The sequence below is a fragment of the Moraxella nasovis genome (assembly GCF_022701215.1).
Lineage (GTDB): Bacteria > Pseudomonadota > Gammaproteobacteria > Pseudomonadales > Moraxellaceae > Moraxella > Moraxella nasovis.
Genome location: NZ_CP089976.1, coordinates 533,983 through 554,287 on the forward strand (window position 1 = coordinate 533,983; position 20,305 = coordinate 554,287).

Genomic DNA, 20,305 nt, shown 5'->3' on the forward strand with positions numbered 1-20,305 from the left:
ATCGCTATTATTTTGCTGAGTTTAACTCATCATAATAACGTTTTGCTCCTGCATGAAGTGGTGCAACTAACCCTGTTTGAGCTTTTTGAACATCAATATCGTTTACAGCTTGGTGAGCACTTTTTAAGCTTTCTAAATTTTCAAATAGCGTCTTTGTAATCTTATACACATCATCTTCACTTAAGTCACTACGCACAACCAAAGCGTTTAAAATTGCAGCCGTTGGAATGTCTGCATCATTCTTATAAGTGCCAGCTGGTATATCCATTGGAATAAAAAAAGGCTTGCTCTTAGCAATTTCAGCTAATTTATCAGCAGAGATTGAAACAAGCTGTAAATCAAAACCCTGCTGCAATTCCATCAAAGATGAGTTTGGCAAGCCACTGGTTAAAAAGGCTGCGTCTAATTTCCCTGATTTTAGAGCATCAGAAGCCTCAGCATAGCCTAGGTAATCTACTTTAATATCATCATAAGTAATACCAAAACCCTCAAGTAGTGCTCGTGTAGCTCTCTCCACCCCAGAGCCTTGAGCCCCTACTGCTACACGCTTACCTCTTAAATCTTCAATTGATTTAATGCCTGATGTTCCAGATGCGACAATTTGTACATAGTTTGGATATAAGCTTGCAATCTGAGAGACGTTATCAATCTTAGTAGAAAAACTTCCTTCCCCAGAGATAGCATCACTTAGTGAATCACTCATTACGAACGCCATTTCTAACTTGCCTTGTGCTAGCAAGTTTAGGTTTTCAACAGAAGCTCCTGTAGTCTGAGTCTTAGCATTGACACCAAAAGTCTTAGCATACAATTCGGTTAATGATGTGCCGATGATGTTATATGGACCTGAAGCACCGCCCGTACCAACAGTTAAAAATTTCGTCTCAAGCTGATCTGCTCCGCTTTGAACTTCAGCTGATTTATGAGCGTTGTCATTACCACCACACGCCACCAAAGATAAGCTTGATAAAGCAATACTCATTCCCAATATGGCTTGTTTCATTGATTGTTTCATAAAGATATCCTTAACATAATAAAAAAGAATAGTAAAACTACCGTAATTTTTAATTTTTTGCAATAGTTAAAAGGTAGTTTTTTTAAAATACAATAAAAAGCCACAATGAATAATTACACCCAGACAGTCGCTTTTTTATCAAAATTAGCGTAAAATAACCCCAAATTTTATATCAAATTTGAGAATATCATGACTGTTGAGACCTTTACACCCGCCGCCCGCCCCGCCCCAAAAAAGGCTATTCAAGGCGAAAAACTGCGTGGCTACGACAAAGTCGCTCGTATTCCCATTAAAGTCATTCCTACGGTAGATACACCCAAAAAACCTGACTGGATACGGGTCAAATTATCTAGCCCTGCCGAAGTTGAGCGTATCAAATCCACCTTGCGTACCCAAAAGCTCTATACCGTCTGCGAAGAAGCCGCTTGCCCAAACCTGCCGCAATGCTTTGCTGATGGCACAGCGACATTTATGATTATGGGCGATATTTGTACTCGCCGTTGTCCGTTTTGTGATGTGGCACATGGCAGACCCAACCCCCTAGATGTCGATGAACCACGCCACACCGCTGAGACTATTTTGGGACTTGGTCTAAAATACGCTGTGATTACGAGCGTAGACAGAGACGACCTAAAAGACGGGGGTGCAGGACACTTTGTGGAAGTGATACAACAGTCTAAAGCCTTAAGCCCAAACTGCTTAATTGAGATTTTGGTGCCTGATTTTCGGGGGCGTGAACAGCTTGCCTTAGATTTATTGACCGAGACCGCCCCTGATGTGTTTAACCACAATATTGAAACTGTGCCACGCTTATATAAGGCATTTCGCCCAGGATCAGATTATCAGCATTCTTTAAATTTACTCAAAGAATACAAAGCTCGCCGTCCAGACATTGCCACCAAATGTGGATTTATGGTGGGACTTGGTGAGACCGAAGACGAAGTGTACGCCTTACTTGACGACCTAAAAGCCCACGACGTAGATATTATCACCATTGGGCAATATCTTGCCCCAAGTAAATCACACGCCCCTGTGGATAGATATGTCCACCCTGACGAGTTCGCTCGCTACACCGAATACGGCAAAAAATTGGGCTTTTTTAATATTTGGGCAAATCCTATGGTACGCTCAAGCTACTTTGCCGACCGTCAGTATTATGGTGAAGACTGTCCGCCGCCCGTGCGTTCATCAAAAGCCTTAGCAGCTGAAAGGCTAGAAAAAGCAGAACGTGGCGAAAAAGCAGGTTGTATGTAATCAATCATCAAATAAGGGCGTTAAGTTACGCCCTTAGCACGCTAACATCATCACTATGACAGACTAAAGTGTCACACACGCTTAGTCACTTAAGTTTTTATAGCAGATATCGATTGATAGTTAGGCGAATACTTATATGTATCATTTTTATAAATCGACTTAAGACTAACCGCCATGACCCCCATTTTATCTTCTAACCTCACCCACCTACTTCACCACACCTTTTATAAACCCAAAGGCGATATTAAAGCAGCCTTACTCATCGTGCATGGCATGAGCGAGCATGGTGGACGATATGCCAAATTTGCTCAGTTTTTGGCAGATCATGGGGTTTTTGTGGGCGTATTTGATCAACTTGGTCATGGTAAAACCGCCAAATCATCTCACGAACTTGGATTTTTTGGTACAGATCACCCTATCCAAACGCTGTGTAAAGACGTCATTATCATGGCAGATAAACTCAAGGAACTAACACCAAACGTTCCGCAGTTTATCCTAGGAAATTCCATGGGTTCATTCATCGTGCGATTGGTCTTAACTCACCACGCTCATCGCTTTCATGGGGCGATACTGATGGGAGCAGGTGATCGCGTCGGTGCACTTGGTGTTATCGCAACACCTGCTCTTACAGTCTTAAATCGTTTTTATCCCACACTAAAAAATAAACGACTAGCTTGGCTATTAAACGACTCTTTACTCAGTCAGCTTCGCTCACCAGTCTCATCAAGCCCCTTTGCATGGCTATCTGAGAATACTGATAATATTAAAGCTTTTGAGTCTGATCCGCTTTGTGGCTTTGCCTTTACCAATAATGGATTTTTCACGCTAAACGCTCTTGTTAAAAAAGCGTGCCGTGGTGAATGGCTCACCCAAATCCCTAAAGACTATGCTATCTTACTCATCAGCGGAAAAGATGACCCTGTTGGCAGTATGGGGGCAGATGTGCCACGCCTGCATGATAAGCTTATCGCCATAGGGGCTGATGTTACCAGTCGCTTGTATGTCAATATGCGACATGAACCATTACAAGAAACCAATCATTGTATGGTGTTTGGCGATGTCTTAGCATGGCTTATACGCCACACGCACGCCTAATCACTAACAATCTTATCAACCATAAGGATTTTATCTTTTACAAAAATGGATTTGGTGGGAATTTCCCAAACAACTATGATAAAATTAATGGTAAAATTAGGGTGTGTCTGCCATTTTTAATGCAAAATTTTCAAGATATTATCAAATGATTTTAATTTTGAAAAAAGCATGATACAAAAAGCACACCCTAATTACATTCATCTATTTTTATTATCCAACCTAAAAGGAATCATCATGTCAAACCTAGCCACCATCATTGAACAAGCCTTTGAATGCCGTGCCGATTACAGCCCTGCTAATGCTCCTACTGAAGTGCGTGATGCAGTTAATTTAGCACTAGAACAACTAGATAATGGCTCATTAAGAGTTGCCGAAAAAATAGATGGCAACTGGGTGGTTAATGAATGGGCAAAAAAAGCAGTATTGCTGTCATTTCGCCTAAATGATAACTACGCCATGCCATCATGCGAGCATTTGCAGTTTTTTGACAAAGTGCCAACCAAATTTGCCAACTGGAGCGTAGAAGATTTCAACAATGCAGGCATTCGTGTCGTGCCGCCTGCTGTCGCTCGTAAAGGCTCATTCATCGGCAAAGGTGCAATTTTAATGCCGTCTTATGTAAACATCGGTGCATATGTTGGCGAAGGCACAATGGTAGATACGTGGGCAACTGTCGGCTCATGTGCCCAAATTGGTAAAAACGTCCATCTATCAGGTGGTGTGGGCATTGGTGGCGTGCTAGAACCATTACAAGCAAGCCCAACCATCATTGAAGATAATTGCTTTATCGGTGCTAGAAGTGAGATCGTAGAAGGTGTTATCGTAGAAGAAGGCTCGGTTATCTCTATGGGTGTGTATATCGGTCAATCCACCAAAATCTATGACCGTACCACAGGAGAGATTACGTATGGTCGCATTCCTGCAGGCTCAGTCGTGGTATCAGGCAGCCTACCAAGCAAAGACGGCTCACACAGCTTATACTGTGCAGTCATCGTCAAAAAAGTAGACGCCCAAACTCGTGCCAAAACAAGCATTAACGAACTGTTAAGAGCTGATTAATTAAGCCCTAGCAAACTTTAAGCCCCTAAGTCATAGCTTGGGGGTTTTATCATGGCTTTATTAGCCTTATTAAGTCTAATACCCCCTAAAGCTTATACCTATAAAACCACCTAAAATTGACATTTGAGAAATTTATTTACAAATACTCACCAGCTTGACTGTACTTTTTGGCTAAAATTTGCTTTAATAACAGATAATTAAAACTGAAAATAAAGAGTTAGGTCATGATTGATTCGGATGGTTTTCGAGCCAATGTCGGTATCATCTTGGCAAATACACAGGGGCAAGTACTTTGGGCAAAGCGTATCGGACATGACAGCTGGCAGTTCCCGCAAGGTGGGATTGACTACGGTGAAACGCCGATTGATGCTATGTATCGTGAACTGTATGAAGAAGTTGGGCTGCGTCCCCACCAAGTTCAAGTGCTGGCGGTGACACGTGATTGGCTCCGCTATCGCTTGCCTAAGCGTTATGTGCGAGTCGGTCAAGAGCCACTGTGTATTGGACAAAAGCAAAAATGGTTTTTGCTCCGCCTAGATGAACACCATGCCCAGCAAATTCGCTTTGACACAGCTAAGCCTGAGTTTGACGAATGGCGATGGGTCAGCTATTGGTATCCTTTAGATCAAGTGGTCGCTTTTAAGCGTGGCGTATACCAAAAAGCTCTCCAAGAGCTAATCTGGCAACTACCCTTAAGCCCTGAAAGCTGACCTAAAAACCGAGCATTGTCTCGGTTTTTTGTTATCCAGTATTAGACTGCCACAAACCAAAAGCACACTTATACGCTGCCAAATACAACAGTATCTCCTATCAAAAAACGACATTTTAAGCTATAATAGCGGTATTTTGTCATCACTAAGGCTATATTATGGCGATTATCCACCCCCAACCTGATCCTGTCGCACTTGATGCTGGTTTTATTGAGCTGCATTGGTATGGACTAATGTATCTACTCGCCTTTGGATTTGCTTATCTATTAGCGATGGTGCGAGCCAAGCAACGCAGTGATTTTAATACTGAGATGGTCTCTGATTTAGTCTTTTATGGGGCGTTAGGCGTCATTTTAGGGGGTCGCATTGGCTATGTACTGCTGTATAATTTTGGCGAATTAATTGCCAATCCTGCTTATCTGTTTAAGGTATGGGAAGGCGGTATGAGCTTTCACGGCGGATTTATGGGCGTGGTACTTGCCATGTTTTACTTTGCTCATAAGTATAAAAAGTCTGTCTTTAGCGTATTAGACTTTATCGCACCTGCCGTGCCGACAGGGCTACTTTTTGGACGCATTGGCAACTTTATTAATGGCGAGCTATGGGGGCGTGTATCAGACAGCTCTATTCGCTATCTGATGTATTTTCCCCAAGCAGCACAGGCTGATTTTGAGTTACTACAAGCCAATCCTACTCTGCAAGCCATCGCCCAAAACATTCATGGCTACTGGCTACTTCCACGCCACCCATCACAGCTTTACCAAGCATTTAGCGAAGGGGTGTTATTATTTATTATCTTATGGTTTTTTAGTGCTAAGCCCCGCCCACGCTATGCAGTATCTGCTCTTTTCTTATTAGGTTACGGCATTAGTCGCTTTACCACAGAGTTCTTCCGTCAGCCTGATGTCGGTTATGAGCTGTTTTTTGGGTGGATGAGTAAAGGGCAGCTGTACAGCCTACCGATGATCGTCTTAGGTGTAATCTTATTCATCATCGCATATCAAAAACAAATTTACGACTGGCAAAAACCATGAAAAGCTATCTAGACTTACTCAAGTACATCTTAGATCACGGACAAGATAAGTCTGACCGTACAGGAACAGGCACACGCTCAGTGTTTGGCTACCAAATGCGATTTAACTTAGCTGACGGCTTTCCGCTGCTCACCACCAAAAAAATACATTTTCGTTCGGTTGCCATTGAACTACTGTGGTTCTTAAAAGGCGATACCAACGTCAAATACCTACAAGACAATAAAGTTACCATCTGGGACGAATGGGCGACTGCACAGCAGACTGCACGCTTTAACAGGCAAGCAGGTGATTTAGGGGCGGTGTACGGACATCAATGGCGAAACTTTGGGGCAACTAAGAATGCTGATGGCAGTTATCAATCAGATGGATTTGACCAGATTAAATGGCTGATTAATGAGATTAAGACCAATCCAGATTCTAGGCGTTTGATTGTTTCTGGCTGGAATCCTAACGAAGCCAATGAAGTTGCCCTACCGCCCTGCCATACGCTATTTCAGTTTTATGTGGTAAATAATAAGCTATCATGCCAACTGTATCAGCGTTCTGCCGACGTATTTTTAGGCGTGCCATTTAATATCGCAAGCTATGCTTTACTGACGCACATGGTCGCCCAAGTGTGCAATCTAAATGTCGGTGAGTTTATCTGGACAGGCGGCGATACGCATTTATACCACAATCATTTTGAGCAAGCCAAAAAACAGCTGGGACGAAAAACTTTACCATTATGCCGATTACAATTAAATCCAAATGTTAAAGATATTTTTGAGTTTAGCTATGATGACATCACAATCTTAGATTATGACCATCACCCAGCAATCAAAGCAGACGTGGCAGTATAATCATGACAGACATTCAAATCGTTCATGTTGTGGCGGTGGATAACAGCCACTGTATCGGTAAAGACAATCAGCTGGCTTGGCATATCCCAGATGACCTAAAGCACTTTAAATCGCTAACAACAGGTGGCGTTATCATCATGGGGCGAAAGACTTTTAAGTCACTTGGTCGCCCATTGCCAAATCGCACAAATATTGTCATTACTCGTGACACCGCTTGGCAAGCAGACGATGTTAAAGTGGCTCACTCTTTAGAACATGCCATCAGCATGGCAAAAAACATAGCCAAATCTGCTAATCAGCAAGCGGTATTCATCATCGGTGGCGGAGAGATTTATAAGCAAAGCCTTGATATGGCAGACAGACTTGAGATTACTTATGTAAACCTTGACGTGGCGGGCGATACTTTTTATCCATCACAGTTAAGCGATTTTCAGCAAACTTTTCAATCTGATGTAATGACAGATGAAAAAAGCGGTATCCAATTTCGTTTTAGCACATGGCAACGTAAACTTGCACATTAATACTCTAGGGGTTATTATGCGTTCTATCTTTATGCCTTTGATTTTTGGCTCAATCATACTAACAGCCTGCTCTGATACACCAAACTACCAAAAGCTTGAAGGGCAGACGATGGGGACAAGCTATCACATCACCTTTGAGTTGCCAAAAAACGTCGATAAATCCGCCATCAGTGCAAGCATTGATGATAGGCTTGATGACATTATCCACAGTATGTCCACTTACGAAAAAGACAGCACCATTTCTAAGTTTAACCAGCTAAGAGCAGGTGACTCCATTCAGATTGATGACGACTTTAGTCGTGTCTTAGCAGACAGTCGTACCATTTTCGCCCAAAGTGGTGGGGTTTTTGATCCTACCGTCTATCCACTCGTGGAACTTTGGGGGTTTGGTAGCAAGATGAATGTAGAACGCTTACAATCGCCACCAAGTGAATCTGAAATCAATGCTGCCAAGGATAAAATCGGATTAGATAAAGTCATTCTAAACGGCAATACACTGACCAAGACGACAGACGGCGTGGGACTTGACTTTTCTGCAATCGCCAAAGGCTATGGCGTGGATGCCATTGCTGATGTCTTACGCTCAAAATACCACATCACCAACTACATGGTAGAAATCGGTGGCGAAGTTGCAACACACGGACATAACGCCAAGAACCAACCATGGACACTTGCCATTGACAGCCCTATTGAAGGCAGTACAGTCCAAGATCGTAACGTCATCGCCACCATTACCCAAAACGGTGATGGGCTAAACATCGCCACTTCTGGCAACTACCGTAACTCAATAGAGTTTGACGGTGTGCGTTATAGCCACAGCATTAATCCGCACACAAGCCACCCTGTGGCAGATGGAGCACCCAGCGTAACGGTCGTGCATGACAGCGTCGCCTTAGCTGATGGGTGGGCGACCGCACTAACCGCTACAAGCTTTCAGCAAGCACTTGCCATCGCCAACTCAAACAACATCAAAGCGTTATTTATCATCAAAAATAAAGATAAAGATAAATTTGAGCTGGTTAAAAGCGATGCTTATCAAGCAACCTTTAAATAAAAATATATTTTAAATAAACCTTTATCATTGCTAAAAATTGCATTACAATGATGAAATATATTCATTTAAAGCAATAAAATTAAGGATTGTTATGGCAAATTTCTCCCCTTCTTTACAATTTCAAAAACGTTGGCAAGCCGCTCCAGCTCAAGTAAAGGATATGTTTCACCAAGAATTAGACGACATCATTGATATGCTAAAAGGCGACACGTTAGCCAAAGATTATCGCTTTCGTCATGGTAATTTTGCCGACACCATCGAGCCACTACTCACCAAGCATCAAGAAAATCTTAGCACATCAACCAGCACGGTTCTTCAAAACCCAGAAAGTCTTTCTTTAACAGATGATAAATCACCAATAAATGAGCATGAATTAGAACTCATGGAAGAGCGTATCATCGCCAAACTAAATAATCAGCTTGATGAGTTCGTTATAGAGCATATAGATCAGCTGTCTGATGAGCTTAGATCATGGCTAAAAACCGCCGTAAAAAGTGAAATAGCACAGTATAAATAACTTAACATAAGTAGAACATCAATGAACCATCACAGCGACATCATCGTTATCGGCGCAGGGCCTGCAGGTCTTGCATTCGCTTGTCAATTCAAAAATAGCGATCTGCGTATCACCGTTTTAGAAAAAGCACCGCTTGAGAGCATTGCACACCCTGCCTACGATGGGCGTGAAATCGCACTAACGCATAAGTCTAAAGAGATACTCCAAAACCTAGGGGTATGGCAGCGTTTTAATCCTAAAGAAATCTATAAGCTGCATGAAGCTAAAGTGTATAATGGTGACTTTAACTACGCTTTGCATTTTAAGCTGCCAAAAGACCTAAAGGCATTAAGCTCTATTGACCGCTTAGGCAACCTTATCTCAAACCACAACATCAGACAAGCCTTATATGATGAAGTCAAAGAGCTGCCAAACGTCACAATCATCACCGATACGACCGTAAAAAGTGTACAAACTTCTGCACAGCAAGCCTTTGTAACGCTTGATAATGGCGATACATACACATCTGACTTATTAGTCGGCGCAGATAGCCGTATGTCATTTGTACGAAGACAGCTTGGCATCGGTGCTGATATGAATGATTTTGGACGCATAGTGATGGTATTTAGGGTGTCGCACCCATTATCTAACGAAGCAACCGCCCAAGAGTGCTTCTTATATGGTCGCACCTTGGCATTATTACCGCTACATGACAACCTAACCAACTGTGTTATCACCATTGATAATACTCAAGCTGATAGCCTACTTAGCCTAAGCGATGAAGAACTAGCGGCAGAAGTTCAGCGTATGATGAGTGATAAACTTGGTAAAATCACACTGGCAGGCACAGTACATCACTACCCACTCATGGGTGTTCACGCCAAGACTTTCGTTTCTACTCGTGCCGCTCTCATCGGCGACAGTGCTGTCGGTATGCACCCTGTTACCGCTCACGGCTTTAACCTAGGCTTACTTAGCACCGAAACGCTAAGCAATCTTATTTTAAACGCTCACCAAAAAGGCGATGACATCGGCTCAAGCTCACTACTACGCCGTTATAATCACACCCATCAGCTACACACTCGCCCACTATATCACGGCACAAATGCTATGGTGTCTTTATTCACCGATGATAAAAAACCCATGAAGATGGTGCGTGATGTCGCCCTTAGAGTGAGTAATCATTTACCACCACTAAAGCGTTGGATAGCAGGACAGCTGACAGGCAAATAATTGGTTATAAATCATTGATTGCCTAATCACCAAAAACAAAAAGAGCGTAACTGATTACGCTCTTTTTATTGGGGTTACACTAAGCTTAAAAATTACAACATCAAGCAAAATAAGTACAGATAACGTTATTTAAGTAAATTTAACAAGCAAAATGTATTTTTAAGACGGTGTTATTTTTTCACCACGTCGCTTTTAACAACACCACCTTCCCAGATTTTAGCATCTACTTTTGATCTTAATTCAGGGAACTGATTGAGATCAAACACAGGCTCTGCTATGCCTGATTTAAGCTGACGACTGTAGTCTTTAACAAGAGTAAAAACGTACTTAGATAGTAAAGCAATCGCTATTAAGTTAATCATCGCCATCGTACCCATGGTCAAGTCGCCCATGTCCCATACAACAGATACTTTAGCCACCGCACCAAAATACACAAATACTAAGACAGCGACACGAAAAGCGTTCAATACTACTGGGTTGTTTTTCAAAAACTGCATATTTGATTCAGCATAAGCATAGTTACCAATGATGGTAGAATATGCAAACAAAAGAATCATCAATGCCAAGAAATACTGTCCCCACATGCCGACGTGATTTTCTAAAGCCAGCTGGGTCAACTGTACACCATCTGCTGCATCATTTGCAATCGGAGCAAGCAAAATGACAAAGGCTGTGCAAGAACAAACAATCAATGTATCTACAAACACGCCTAGCATCTGAATGACGCCTTGCTCTACAGGGTGCTTGACACTAGCGGCTGCCGCTGCGTTCGGGGCTGAGCCTTGACCTGCTTCGTTTGAATATAGACCACGCTTAATCCCCAGCATCATCGCTTGCGAAACAAGCGATCCAAACAGACCGCCGCCAGCTGCTTCATAAGAAAACGCTTTACTAAAAATCAAAGCTAGTACGCCCGGCACTTCACCAATATTAATAATGATGATATAAAACGCCACAAGTAAATAGATACCCGCCATAAATGGCACAATGCTCTCAGCAATCTTCGCCACACGACCAATACCACCAAAAATCACAGGGGCTGTCATCACCACAAGAGCAAGAGCTACAAAGTGCTTATACGTTGCCCATGCATCATGACATGAATCGCCATCTGCCACACAGCCTGACGCTGATTGCAGTGCTTGGGTGATGGTGTTTGACTGAATTGATTCATATACCAAACCAAAACACACGATCAGTGCTACAGCAAAGACCACGCCCAGCCATTTTTGACCCAAGCCTTGCTCGATATAATAAGCAGGACCGCCACGAAATTTACCTGTTACTGCATCTTTGACCTTAAACAGTTGGGCTAAGCTTGATTCTGATAAGGCGGACGCCATGCCGATTAAGGCGATGAACCACATCCAAAATACCGCACCTGCACCGCCTACACTGATGGCGATTGCCACGCCTGCGATGTTACCCACACCAACACGACTGGCAAGACCTGTTACAAAAGCCTGAAAAGCGGTGATACCCTCGCCAGTATTTGCAGCTTTACGGCTACCTAGCATGGTTTTGACACTGTTTCCAAACAAGCGAAACTGCGCAAATCCTGTCATCAATGTAAAGAAAAACCCCACACCAACCAAGACCCACACCAAAATATCCCAAAGCGGGGCATTAAATGTATTGACTACGCAATGCAAGCCTTCTACAAATGTAGGCTTAGCTGCACATGAAAATGGACTGTCGTACATAATTTATACTCATAAAAAAAAGGCTTGGCACTAGACCAAACCATCCTTGTTACTCCAAAAGACTGCATTTAGCTTGTGATGCCAAAGCAATATCCATCATCCATGAATGCTGTCTTCAACAGATACCCTTTTTAATCTGACACGTCAAGATTAAACCTTGTGGGTGTATGGCACGCATTATAAAGCATTTCTGTACTTTTCTCACCACTTTTTTGCAGTGATGTAAATACTAACTTATTTTATGTAAAATCTGTCAATCATTTCTTAGCAATCATGACTGCACGCTTTGGTCGTGGGTAGCCTTCTGATGTTTTACTGTCGTCGTCTTTATCTAAAAAATCAGCCAAAGATTGGTAACCCATCCATTCGGTCGCTCGCTGCTCATCTGTGGTTGTGATGTTAATATCCACACATCGAACATCTGTAAACCCTGCCTTGATTAGCCATTTTTCAAGGGCCTTAATGCTTGGTAAAAAATACACATTATTCATCATAGCATAACGATCCGATGGCACAAGCACGGTATTTTCATCGCCATCAATGACGAGTGTCTCAAGCACAAACTCGCCACCTTTTTTAAGCTGTGTTTTTACTTGCTCAAAATGCTCAAATGGCGATGCACGGTGGTACAAAACACCCATGCTAAACACCACATCAAAAACAGCAGAAGCAGGCAGTGCCTCTAATGGCACAGGAATGTAATGCACATTTACCTCACCCACAAAGTGCTTGACCGCCATAAATTGATGATAAAATAAGCAAGATGGATCAATCACCACGACCGTATCAGCACCCGCTCCTATCATACGAAAGCCGTGATAGCCAGAACCACCACCAACATCTAACACCGTCTTATGCCTTAAATCTAGATGAATAGCTACTCTATCCCATTTAAAATCTGATCGCCATTCGGTATCAATATATATCTTATCATCGCCTTGACCCAAGCAAAAAGGACCTTTACGCCATGGCATTAGGCTCTTTAGTAGGTTTTCAGCTTTCTTAAGGTCTGCCTTTTGCCATTGAAATCTGACCGCTACCTCATCTACCAAACAAACCTCTTTATCATCAATCGTTGGCAACTTTTGTATCACTGATGCATAAAAAGGAGCATGGGCATAGCGTGACTTATTTTTTATATCAAAAAGCCAAGTAGGCAATAAAGTAAGCCAGTTTTGTATTTGGGGATTTTTTTGGGATAAATCCAATAAAGTCAGATACAAATCACGCTCAAACTGAGCGATGCTTTTGTTATTTTTTGATGTCAGACTCATTGCTTTTCTCATTGATGTAAAGTCATTTTATATGTTTTTATATGCAAAGCCATTTGGTAAAGCTGCTTGGTAATTTTGGCACTTATGACGGCATATCCTAAAAACCAAAAACACAACCAAACTGTTATTTAATCACTTAAATGCCACCATAGAGATGAAATTTAAAAAGCGAAACCACGTTATCACTTTATCAAAGCCAGCTTTATTTAGCCGATCATGGTGCATTTGTTCGGTGTCGGTTATCAGTACATTCTCAAGTGCATTACGCTTACCGCTAATCTCCATCTCACTATAACCATTAGCTCGCTTAAAGTCATAGTAACGCTCCACCTGCCAAGCATCCTGCTCTTCATTTAGCAAATGCGTTTTTTCGGTCAGGATTAAAATACCGCCTTTAGTTAATGCTTGATGGCATTTTTTAAGCAATTGTAGTCGCTTATCAGGCGATAAAAATTGTAAGGTTAAATTTAGCACAATCATATCGCACGGCTGTAACTTAAGCTCATAAATATCATCAGTAATAATCATGATGTCATGATTTGGATAATGCGTTTTTAACATCTTACTTGCTTTATCGGTCATTGGCTGTGAGATATCCACACCAATCAACTGCAAATCACGCTCACCAAACTCGCCTGCCAGCGAAAAAATCACCGCCCCTAAAGATGTACCTAAATCATAGATACGACTAAACTTACGCCCCTGATTATCACTTTGACCAAAAGCCAGATGTCTTTTGGCAAAAATAGGGAGCATAGACAGCACCTGCCCATAGCCCGGTACGCTGCGGCGTATCATATCAGGAAAGCACGCTACCACTTCTTCATCAAAGCTAAATCGGGCGTTCTCATCTAAGGGCGTGGTAAAAATTGTATCTTTAGACAAGTGATTCATGTAATTGCTCTTAGTTATTGTTCGTTATTGTTCTAAATATTTTTCAGCTTGTGCCAAATCAACCGTAACAAGACTTGAAACACCTGCTGTCGGCATGGTGATGCCTTTTAACTCATCGGCAATTTGCATGGCAAGCTTATTATGACTGATAAAAATAAACTGCACGCTGTCTGCAAGCTCATGGATTAAGCTTGTAAAGCGTCCGACGTTCGCATCATCAAGCGGGGCGTCCACTTCATCAAGCAGACAAAATGGTGCTGGGTGCTGCTTAAAGATTGCAAAAATTAAGCTTAATGCGGTTAATGTTTTTTCGCCACCAGACAGCACAGCAAGGCGTGAGTTTCGCTTGCCCTTAGGCTGAGCCATCAAAACAAGCCCTGCTCGCCATTTATCCGACTTTGGCAGGCTATCATCCTCCATTAACGTTAAGCTTGCCGTACCACCCCCAAATACCTTGGAAAATAAAGCGTTTAGCTCTGTGTTTACTGCATCTAATGCCGCTAAAAATAGCGTTTTTGTCTTCTCATCAATCGCCCGAATCGCATCTTGGAGCTTTATCATACTCTCGGTGATGTCAGAGATCTGTGCATCCATTGGCGATACTCTAGCATTTAGCTCATCAAGCTCGGCAGCGGCAGCAAGGTTTACCGCGCCGATCTTGGCAATTTCATCATTAATTGCACTAATGCGAGCAGAATTATCCTTAAACTTAGGCGTTTTTTGGCGAAAATCTGCAAGCGTTGATGATAGATTAAACGTCTCATCACACTTTCTCATCTGCTCACCAAAATCTTGTAAACGACTTAACGCCACGGCTGTATCTGCACCCACTTGGGCAGCTTTAGCTTGTTCTTTGGCAAGTTCAGCGTGCGACTGCGTTAAGTCTTCTTGTAGCTTAGTGTGCATTAGCTGTAAGGCTTTAGCTGCTGCTTCATGCTCTTCGCTGATGATTTTTAATCGCATGGTTTGGGCTTTAGCTTCCTTAAAGATAAGCTCAGCTTGCGGCAGTTTATCATCGAGCCGCTGTTGACTCTCGGTCAGCTTAGCAAGGTCTAAAGCCGCCTGTTTGGCATTTTTATCTGCCATCTCAAGCAGTCTTTTATTATGCGTTAAGCTTTGGGTTAATGCACTGTGTTTTAATTGTAAATCTTGGCTACTGTCATGGTGGTGCTTAATCACACGATTAAGCTCATCAAGCTTAGCTGTTAAGTGCGCCAAATCTTTTTCAGACTGAGTAAGCTTTGGTAAGTGTTCTGCCAGCTTTTGAGTAATATCTGTGATTTCTTGCTCTAACGCCTTTAATTCTTGGACGATTTCGGCTTTTTCTTCGTCTAAGATTGCTTTATTTTTTGTAAAATTGTCTTTTTTGAGTTGTTCAAGTTTTATCTGGCTTTGTAATACCGTTTGTTCTTCTCGCAATTTATGCAATGCTGCTGTGGCTGCTGTCTTTTGAGCGGTATGCTCGTCGAGTAGAATTTTTTGGTTTTCAAGCTGAGCAGATAACGCCTTCATCTTAGTCTGCTGACCTTCTAACTCTTCTTCAAGCGTGTTTAAATCATCTTCTAGCACAGCCAAACGTTTGGTGTACTCTGCTTTTTGTGCCAAAAAATTGTCATGTTGTGAGCCAAACTTAGTAATGTGTAAAGTCCCGAACGCACCGACAATCCAGCCGTTCATCGTTAAAATCACAGCACCTGTACTTAGCAAATCGGCATACCGCTTGGTCAAATCATTTGCTTCATCAAGCTCATCTATGCATAAATAACACCGCTCAAATAATGCTAGCTTTGGCGTGTCTATCAAGCGATTGATTGGTAATAACTGAGTGTGCTGTTCGCTATGGGCTTTAGTGCCGATGGTTAATATCGCTTTAGGCATATCCTTGGCAGGAATGTGCCAAAATACAGCATCTGGCATAGTATCTGATATACAAGCATCTAACCAAAACCCTAAAAAGCCATCAAGCACCGCTGCATAATTTTCGCCCATCTGGCTTAGGCGGATATGTTCTTTTAGGGTAGATAGACCCATTAAAGGCGATGGCTTATCTGCTGACTGCAACGCCTGCTCTGGTTTTTTATGAACGATTTTATGTAAAAACTCATACTCTGCCATTAAGATTGCATGACGCTTTTGTAATGTTGTAACTTGTGTTTGTGTATTTTTTAGGTTAACTTCTGTCGTCTCTACATCTGTCTTAATCGTTTGATTGTCTTGTAGATTAATCAGCTTATCTTCAGCAATATCAATTTGCTCAGTCAGTCTTATCAATCGATCATTATCTTTTGTATCATCGCTAAATTCTGTTGCACTAAGTGATAAGTCGTTATGCTTTTTAATCCATTTTTCACGCAAGCTAAGCGTGCGACTCTTTTGGGTTTCGGCAAGTTTTTTGGCGTTTTGTAGTGAGTTTTTTTGCTCTTGCAAGGCTGTAAGATCTTGGCGAGCTTTTTGCCAAGCGTCTTGTGCTTGGTTTTGCGATTCTTGTACCGATTTTAGCTTGTCACTTTCGTCGGCAAGTAAGGGGGTGATACTGATAAGCTCAGCATCTATCTTATCAATATCAGCCTTAGCATGGGTCATGCTTTCTTGGGCGTCTTTTTGTGTCGCGATAAGCCGTGCTTGTTTTTCATCTACTTGGCTTAGCTCTTGGCTCATCGTATAAAAATTATGCTGTGCCGTTTGTTCTGCCATCTGGGCGTTATGGTATTTATCCTTGGCATCGTCTTTTAGCCACTGCCCTTCGGCAACCTTAGCCGACAGCTTATCAAGCTCAGCTTTAGCGCGATTAACCGACGCTTGCAATGTCGTTAGATGAGCATTCACCTCTTGCTCTTGTTGCTGATTTTGTTCATGATACTGCCACGCCTCAAAGATACGCTTTAGCAGATCTTCTTGGTTAATCTTAGCAAGCTCTTCGCTTAAGGCTTGGTATTTTTTGGCCGATTCTGCTTGGCGTTCTAGGGTGCGTTGCTGTTTTTTGAGCTCACCTTGTAGATCGCTTAGTCGCTCTAGATTATCTTGAGTTTCTGCAAGCTTTTTTTCTGTTTCATCTCGACGTGCCTGATAGCGAGAGACGCCTGCACCTTCTTCGATGAATTCTCTTAGCTGCATGGGACTACTCTCAACGATACGCCCAATCATACCCTGCTCGATGACCGCATAACTTCTAGCACCAAGCCCTGTTCCTAAAAACACATCTACCACATCACGGCGACGCACTCTTTGACCATTAATATAGTAGTCTGACTTACCCTCTCGAGTAACTTGGCGACGCAGTGTCAGCTCTTGGTAGAGATTTAACGCATGGCGAATCCCTGTCGTCTCATCTTGGGTATGCTCAAAGGTCAGCTCCACACTTGCAAGACTCTTGGCGGCACGCCCCTCCACACCTGCAAAAATCACATCACTCATGGACGCCCCACGCAGCTGCTTGGCAGAAGTCTCTCCAAGCACCCAGCGAATCGCATCAATGACGTTTGATTTACCGCAGCCATTTGGTCCGACGATGGCAGTAATGTCATGCTTAAAAGTGAAAGTTGTCGGATTGGCAAAGGATTTAAAGCCAGCAAGTTTTAAAGATTTTAATCGCATTATATTCGTAGTTTTGTAATGTAATAAGTTATGCCAACAAAAAGGTGGGTATTTCCTATCTATTTGCAATCATAGCCGCCTATTTTATCATAATTTACCAAAAATCATTTGAGATGTTTTATATGACTGACCAAAACCAACTGGTCTTTTAGACTGCTGTTTAACTTTAACGTCGTTACAAAACAATAAAATAATCATCATTGCAAAAATCCAAAGCTTTAGTATAATGATTGCATCAATCACAGGAACTTTACTATGAAACAACTTGCACTTTTGGCATCATTGGCAGTTATCCTAACAGGCTGTAACGCCATGACCTCTACTTTTGACAAAGTTTTCTACAAACAAAGCAATTTTTCCCAGTTAGAAAACACGCAATACCCTGTTGGCGAAGGTCATGAATACGACGCTAACAAAAAAGCACAAGCTGCTCTAACAGATATGCAAGAAACTCAGCGTAAAGGCGGCCAATACCCAAGCTCTAGCAGCCAACCACAATAATGAACACACCACTGGCAAACTATACCAAGCAAGTCAACACCCTCAAAAGCTTGGATAACTACCGAGAGCTTCGAACTCATCAGCAAAGCTGCCAGTGGATTAATCAAGGGGCTAATCATCCGCCTCTACTTAATCTTGCCAGTAACGACTATCTTGGTATCGCTCAAGATGGTCAATTACAACAAAAGTTTTTTGATTGTCATCATTCTTATCGCCTTAGTGCCTCTTCATCACGTCTTTTGACAGGCAGTTTTGATGAGCATATGCAGCTTGAAGCACTGCTTGGCAAGGCATTTAGTGAGTCAGGCAACACCGAACTTCACGCCCTAACCTTTAACAGTGGCTATCATGCTAATATCGGCATTTTGCCTGCCATTGGCACAGATAAAACACTTATTTTAGCTGATAAATTGGTACACGCTAGTATCATTGATGGCGTACGCCTTGCTAAGGCTAAATATCTACGCTATCGCCATCAAGACTTAGACCAGCTAAAGCAGCTGCTTGATAAGTACGCTCATCAATACGATCAAGCCATCATCGTGACCGAAAGCATCTTTAGCATGGATGGCGATGTCACAGATTTGCAAAGCTTAGTTGCACTAAAGCACCAATATCCCAATGTCTTACTGTATGTAGATGAAGCCCATGGTATTGGCGTGCGTGGTGTGCATGGGCTTGGCGTGTGTCAAGAGCAAGGCGTGATTGACGGCGTTGATTTTATCGTAGGAGCGTTTGGTAAAGCTATCGCTTCTGTTGGGGGTTATGTAATCTGCCATGTCGATATGAAAGCCTACTTGATTAACACCATGCGGTCGCTGATTTTTAGCACCGCCCTACCACCCCTTAATGCAGCATGGACAGCTTTTACCTTTAGCCACATTATCACCATGCAAGATGAACGAGAAACGCTTGCTCAAAACACTCAATACTTTATCCAAAAAATAAAATCACTAGGGCTTAACTGCCCATCAAACAGCCATATCACGCCCATCATAGTCGGCAGTAACCACAATGCCTTAACTTTATCAAAGCATCTAAAACGGTCAGGGATTTTCGCCCTAGCGGTGCGTCCGCCTACCGTGCCACAGAATGCTGCACGACTTCGTATCTGCCTAAACAGCCTAATCACCAAGGCAGATATTGATGATGTTCTTACCACCTTAAAAGACGCTTTGCCGTTACTTGATGGGCGGTTATGACCGATTTACCAATAACAAAACCCACTATTTTGGGCGTTGCTAAGCATTTTAGTAAAGCATACGACAGCTATAATCAGCATGCGACCGCTCAATATGTCATTTGTCAGCATCTAATCACAAAAATATTGCCCTACTTACCTAGCAGGCAACTAGATACCGTCCTAGAAATCGGCTGCGGCACTGGCAATCTTAGTAAGCTGTTATTTGAAAATTTACGCATTGATAGCATTTTTTTAAACGACCTATACGATAAAATCACCAAAAACTTGCCCAACCCCCACGGTAAAACTCACCACATCATCGGTGATGTCTTGGCAGTCGCCTTGCCTCACCATCTAAATCTTGTGACAGCAAGCTCAAGCTTACAATGGATTGATGATGTCGCACAGTTATACCAAAAAATCCACACCCATATGGCAAGCGGTGGTATTTTAGCATTCTCAGACTTTTTGCCAAACAACCTGCACGAAATCAAAAGCCTAACTGGTCGTGGGTTAGACTATCGCAGCACAGATGAGCAAATATCGCTTTTAAATCAGGCTGGATTTAAGCTGTTACACACATCAACAAGTACGCAGACGTTATACTTTAATGACCCTATGGCGGTTTTACATCACTTAAAGCTAACAGGCACGACAGCAACAAATAGCGGTTTTATATGGAATAAAACCAATTTACACGCCTTTAAGACAGCTTATCAAGAACGATTTGGCGTACACACAGCCGATGGTACTTGGCAATATCCATTAAGCTATCACGCAAGTTATTTCATCGCCCAAAAATAGCAAAAACCACCAAAACAAAAACCCCAAGCTTTACTTGGGGTTTTA

18 protein-coding genes are annotated in these 20,305 nt (G+C 42.4%); 13 read left to right on the forward strand and 5 right to left on the reverse strand.

Annotation, left to right across the window (positions count from 1 at the left end; all coding sequences use genetic code 11):
• Nucleotides 1-7: 7 nt before the first annotated feature.
• Complete coding sequence (locus LU293_RS02605) at nucleotides 8-1,012, reverse strand: TAXI family TRAP transporter solute-binding subunit (protein WP_242748378.1); 1,005 nt, start codon at nucleotides 1,010-1,012, stop codon at nucleotides 8-10.
• Between the two features lie 189 nt (nucleotides 1,013-1,201).
• On the opposite strand from LU293_RS02605, the gene lipA reads away from it, so the two are divergent.
• The 10 genes from lipA (at nucleotide 1,202) to ubiM (ending at nucleotide 10,307) form a co-directional block, all read left to right on the forward strand.
• Nucleotides 1,202-2,266, forward strand: a complete 1,065-nt coding sequence (gene lipA / locus LU293_RS02610) for a lipoyl synthase (RefSeq protein WP_242748380.1) — start codon at nucleotides 1,202-1,204, stop codon at nucleotides 2,264-2,266.
• A 174-nt stretch (nucleotides 2,267-2,440) separates the two neighbouring features.
• Nucleotides 2,441-3,361, forward strand: coding sequence for an alpha/beta fold hydrolase (locus LU293_RS02615; RefSeq protein WP_242748382.1), 921 nt, complete (start codon nucleotides 2,441-2,443; stop codon nucleotides 3,359-3,361).
• 234 nt (nucleotides 3,362-3,595) lie between these two features.
• Entirely contained in the window at nucleotides 3,596-4,420 is an 825-nt protein-coding gene (dapD, locus tag LU293_RS02620; RefSeq protein WP_242748384.1) for a 2,3,4,5-tetrahydropyridine-2,6-dicarboxylate N-succinyltransferase, read from the forward strand.
• A 224-nt stretch (nucleotides 4,421-4,644) separates the two neighbouring features.
• Nucleotides 4,645-5,130, forward strand: coding sequence for an RNA pyrophosphohydrolase (locus LU293_RS02625; RefSeq protein ID WP_242748386.1), 486 nt, complete (start codon nucleotides 4,645-4,647; stop codon nucleotides 5,128-5,130).
• Between the two features lie 158 nt (nucleotides 5,131-5,288).
• The gene (gene lgt / locus LU293_RS02630) at nucleotides 5,289-6,164 is read left to right on the forward strand and encodes a prolipoprotein diacylglyceryl transferase (RefSeq protein ID WP_242748388.1); all 876 of its coding nucleotides are present in this window, start codon (nucleotides 5,289-5,291) and stop codon (nucleotides 6,162-6,164) included.
• A complete protein-coding gene (gene thyA, locus LU293_RS02635; RefSeq protein ID WP_242748390.1) occupies nucleotides 6,161-7,003 on the forward strand; it encodes a thymidylate synthase in 843 nt (280 codons plus the stop codon). Before lgt ends, thyA begins: the two co-directional genes overlap by 4 nt.
• The gene (locus LU293_RS02640; RefSeq protein WP_242749629.1) at nucleotides 7,000-7,524 is read left to right on the forward strand and encodes a dihydrofolate reductase; all 525 of its coding nucleotides are present in this window, start codon (nucleotides 7,000-7,002) and stop codon (nucleotides 7,522-7,524) included. Before thyA ends, LU293_RS02640 begins: the two co-directional genes overlap by 4 nt.
• A 16-nt stretch (nucleotides 7,525-7,540) precedes the next feature.
• On the forward strand, nucleotides 7,541-8,578 hold the full coding sequence (locus LU293_RS02645; protein ID WP_242748392.1) for an FAD:protein FMN transferase: 1,038 nt from the start codon (nucleotides 7,541-7,543) through the stop codon (nucleotides 8,576-8,578).
• 91 nt (nucleotides 8,579-8,669) lie between these two features.
• Nucleotides 8,670-9,095 carry a hypothetical protein gene (locus LU293_RS02650; protein ID WP_242748394.1) on the forward strand — a complete coding sequence of 142 codons (426 nt, stop codon included), beginning with the start codon at nucleotides 8,670-8,672 and terminating at the stop codon, nucleotides 9,093-9,095.
• Between the two features lie 21 nt (nucleotides 9,096-9,116).
• The gene (ubiM, locus tag LU293_RS02655) at nucleotides 9,117-10,307 is read left to right on the forward strand and encodes a 5-demethoxyubiquinol-8 5-hydroxylase UbiM (RefSeq protein ID WP_242748396.1); all 1,191 of its coding nucleotides are present in this window, start codon (nucleotides 9,117-9,119) and stop codon (nucleotides 10,305-10,307) included.
• Nucleotides 10,308-10,477: 170 nt separating this feature from the next.
• On the opposite strand, the gene LU293_RS02660 is transcribed toward ubiM, so the two are convergent.
• The 4 genes from LU293_RS02660 to smc form a co-directional block, all read right to left on the reverse strand.
• The gene (locus LU293_RS02660; protein ID WP_242748398.1) at nucleotides 10,478-12,010 is read right to left on the reverse strand and encodes an alanine/glycine:cation symporter family protein; all 1,533 of its coding nucleotides are present in this window, start codon (nucleotides 12,008-12,010) and stop codon (nucleotides 10,478-10,480) included.
• Nucleotides 12,011-12,267: 257 nt separating this feature from the next.
• Nucleotides 12,268-13,284, reverse strand: coding sequence for a tRNA 5-methoxyuridine(34)/uridine 5-oxyacetic acid(34) synthase CmoB (cmoB, locus tag LU293_RS02665; protein WP_242748400.1), 1,017 nt, complete (start codon nucleotides 13,282-13,284; stop codon nucleotides 12,268-12,270).
• A 132-nt stretch (nucleotides 13,285-13,416) separates the two neighbouring features.
• Entirely contained in the window at nucleotides 13,417-14,178 is a 762-nt protein-coding gene (cmoA, locus tag LU293_RS02670) for a carboxy-S-adenosyl-L-methionine synthase CmoA (RefSeq protein ID WP_242748402.1), read from the reverse strand.
• 24 nt (nucleotides 14,179-14,202) lie between these two features.
• Nucleotides 14,203-17,772 carry a chromosome segregation protein SMC gene (gene smc, locus LU293_RS02675; RefSeq protein WP_242748404.1) on the reverse strand — a complete coding sequence of 1,190 codons (3,570 nt, stop codon included), beginning with the start codon at nucleotides 17,770-17,772 and terminating at the stop codon, nucleotides 14,203-14,205.
• A gap of 255 nt (nucleotides 17,773-18,027) precedes the next feature.
• On the opposite strand from smc, the gene LU293_RS02680 reads away from it, so the two are divergent.
• The 3 genes from LU293_RS02680 to LU293_RS02690 are packed head-to-tail and all read left to right on the forward strand — an operon-like array spanning nucleotide 18,028 to nucleotide 20,260.
• Entirely contained in the window at nucleotides 18,028-18,273 is a 246-nt protein-coding gene (locus LU293_RS02680) for a hypothetical protein (RefSeq protein ID WP_242748406.1), read from the forward strand.
• On the forward strand, nucleotides 18,273-19,475 hold the full coding sequence (locus tag LU293_RS02685) for an aminotransferase class I/II-fold pyridoxal phosphate-dependent enzyme (RefSeq protein ID WP_242748408.1): 1,203 nt from the start codon (nucleotides 18,273-18,275) through the stop codon (nucleotides 19,473-19,475). The genes LU293_RS02680 and LU293_RS02685 overlap by 1 nt, the downstream gene beginning before the upstream one ends.
• Entirely contained in the window at nucleotides 19,472-20,260 is a 789-nt protein-coding gene (locus LU293_RS02690; RefSeq protein WP_242748410.1) for a methyltransferase domain-containing protein, read from the forward strand. The genes LU293_RS02685 and LU293_RS02690 overlap by 4 nt, the downstream gene beginning before the upstream one ends.
• Nucleotides 20,261-20,305: the final 45 nt, after the last annotated feature.

Coding starts and splice junctions, on each gene's coding strand:
- LU293_RS02680 (WP_242748406.1), top strand. CDS start 18,028: ATGAAACAACTTGCACTTTTGGCATCATTGGCAGTTATCCTAACAGGC.
- lipA (WP_242748380.1), top strand. CDS start 1,202: ATGACTGTTGAGACCTTTACACCCGCCGCCCGCCCCGCCCCAAAAAAG.
- LU293_RS02615 (WP_242748382.1), top strand. CDS start 2,441: ATGACCCCCATTTTATCTTCTAACCTCACCCACCTACTTCACCACACC.
- LU293_RS02625 (WP_242748386.1), top strand. CDS start 4,645: ATGATTGATTCGGATGGTTTTCGAGCCAATGTCGGTATCATCTTGGCA.
- smc (WP_242748404.1), bottom strand. CDS start 17,772: ATGCGATTAAAATCTTTAAAACTTGCTGGCTTTAAATCCTTTGCCAAT.
- LU293_RS02605 (WP_242748378.1), bottom strand. CDS start 1,012: ATGAAACAATCAATGAAACAAGCCATATTGGGAATGAGTATTGCTTTA.
- LU293_RS02660 (WP_242748398.1), bottom strand. CDS start 12,010: ATGTACGACAGTCCATTTTCATGTGCAGCTAAGCCTACATTTGTAGAA.
- LU293_RS02685 (WP_242748408.1), top strand. CDS start 18,273: ATGAACACACCACTGGCAAACTATACCAAGCAAGTCAACACCCTCAAA.
- cmoA (WP_242748402.1), bottom strand. CDS start 14,178: ATGAATCACTTGTCTAAAGATACAATTTTTACCACGCCCTTAGATGAG.
- LU293_RS02690 (WP_242748410.1), top strand. CDS start 19,472: ATGACCGATTTACCAATAACAAAACCCACTATTTTGGGCGTTGCTAAG.
- cmoB (WP_242748400.1), bottom strand. CDS start 13,284: ATGAGTCTGACATCAAAAAATAACAAAAGCATCGCTCAGTTTGAGCGT.
- lgt (WP_242748388.1), top strand. CDS start 5,289: ATGGCGATTATCCACCCCCAACCTGATCCTGTCGCACTTGATGCTGGT.
- LU293_RS02650 (WP_242748394.1), top strand. CDS start 8,670: ATGGCAAATTTCTCCCCTTCTTTACAATTTCAAAAACGTTGGCAAGCC.
- ubiM (WP_242748396.1), top strand. CDS start 9,117: ATGAACCATCACAGCGACATCATCGTTATCGGCGCAGGGCCTGCAGGT.
- LU293_RS02645 (WP_242748392.1), top strand. CDS start 7,541: ATGCGTTCTATCTTTATGCCTTTGATTTTTGGCTCAATCATACTAACA.
- dapD (WP_242748384.1), top strand. CDS start 3,596: ATGTCAAACCTAGCCACCATCATTGAACAAGCCTTTGAATGCCGTGCC.
- thyA (WP_242748390.1), top strand. CDS start 6,161: ATGAAAAGCTATCTAGACTTACTCAAGTACATCTTAGATCACGGACAA.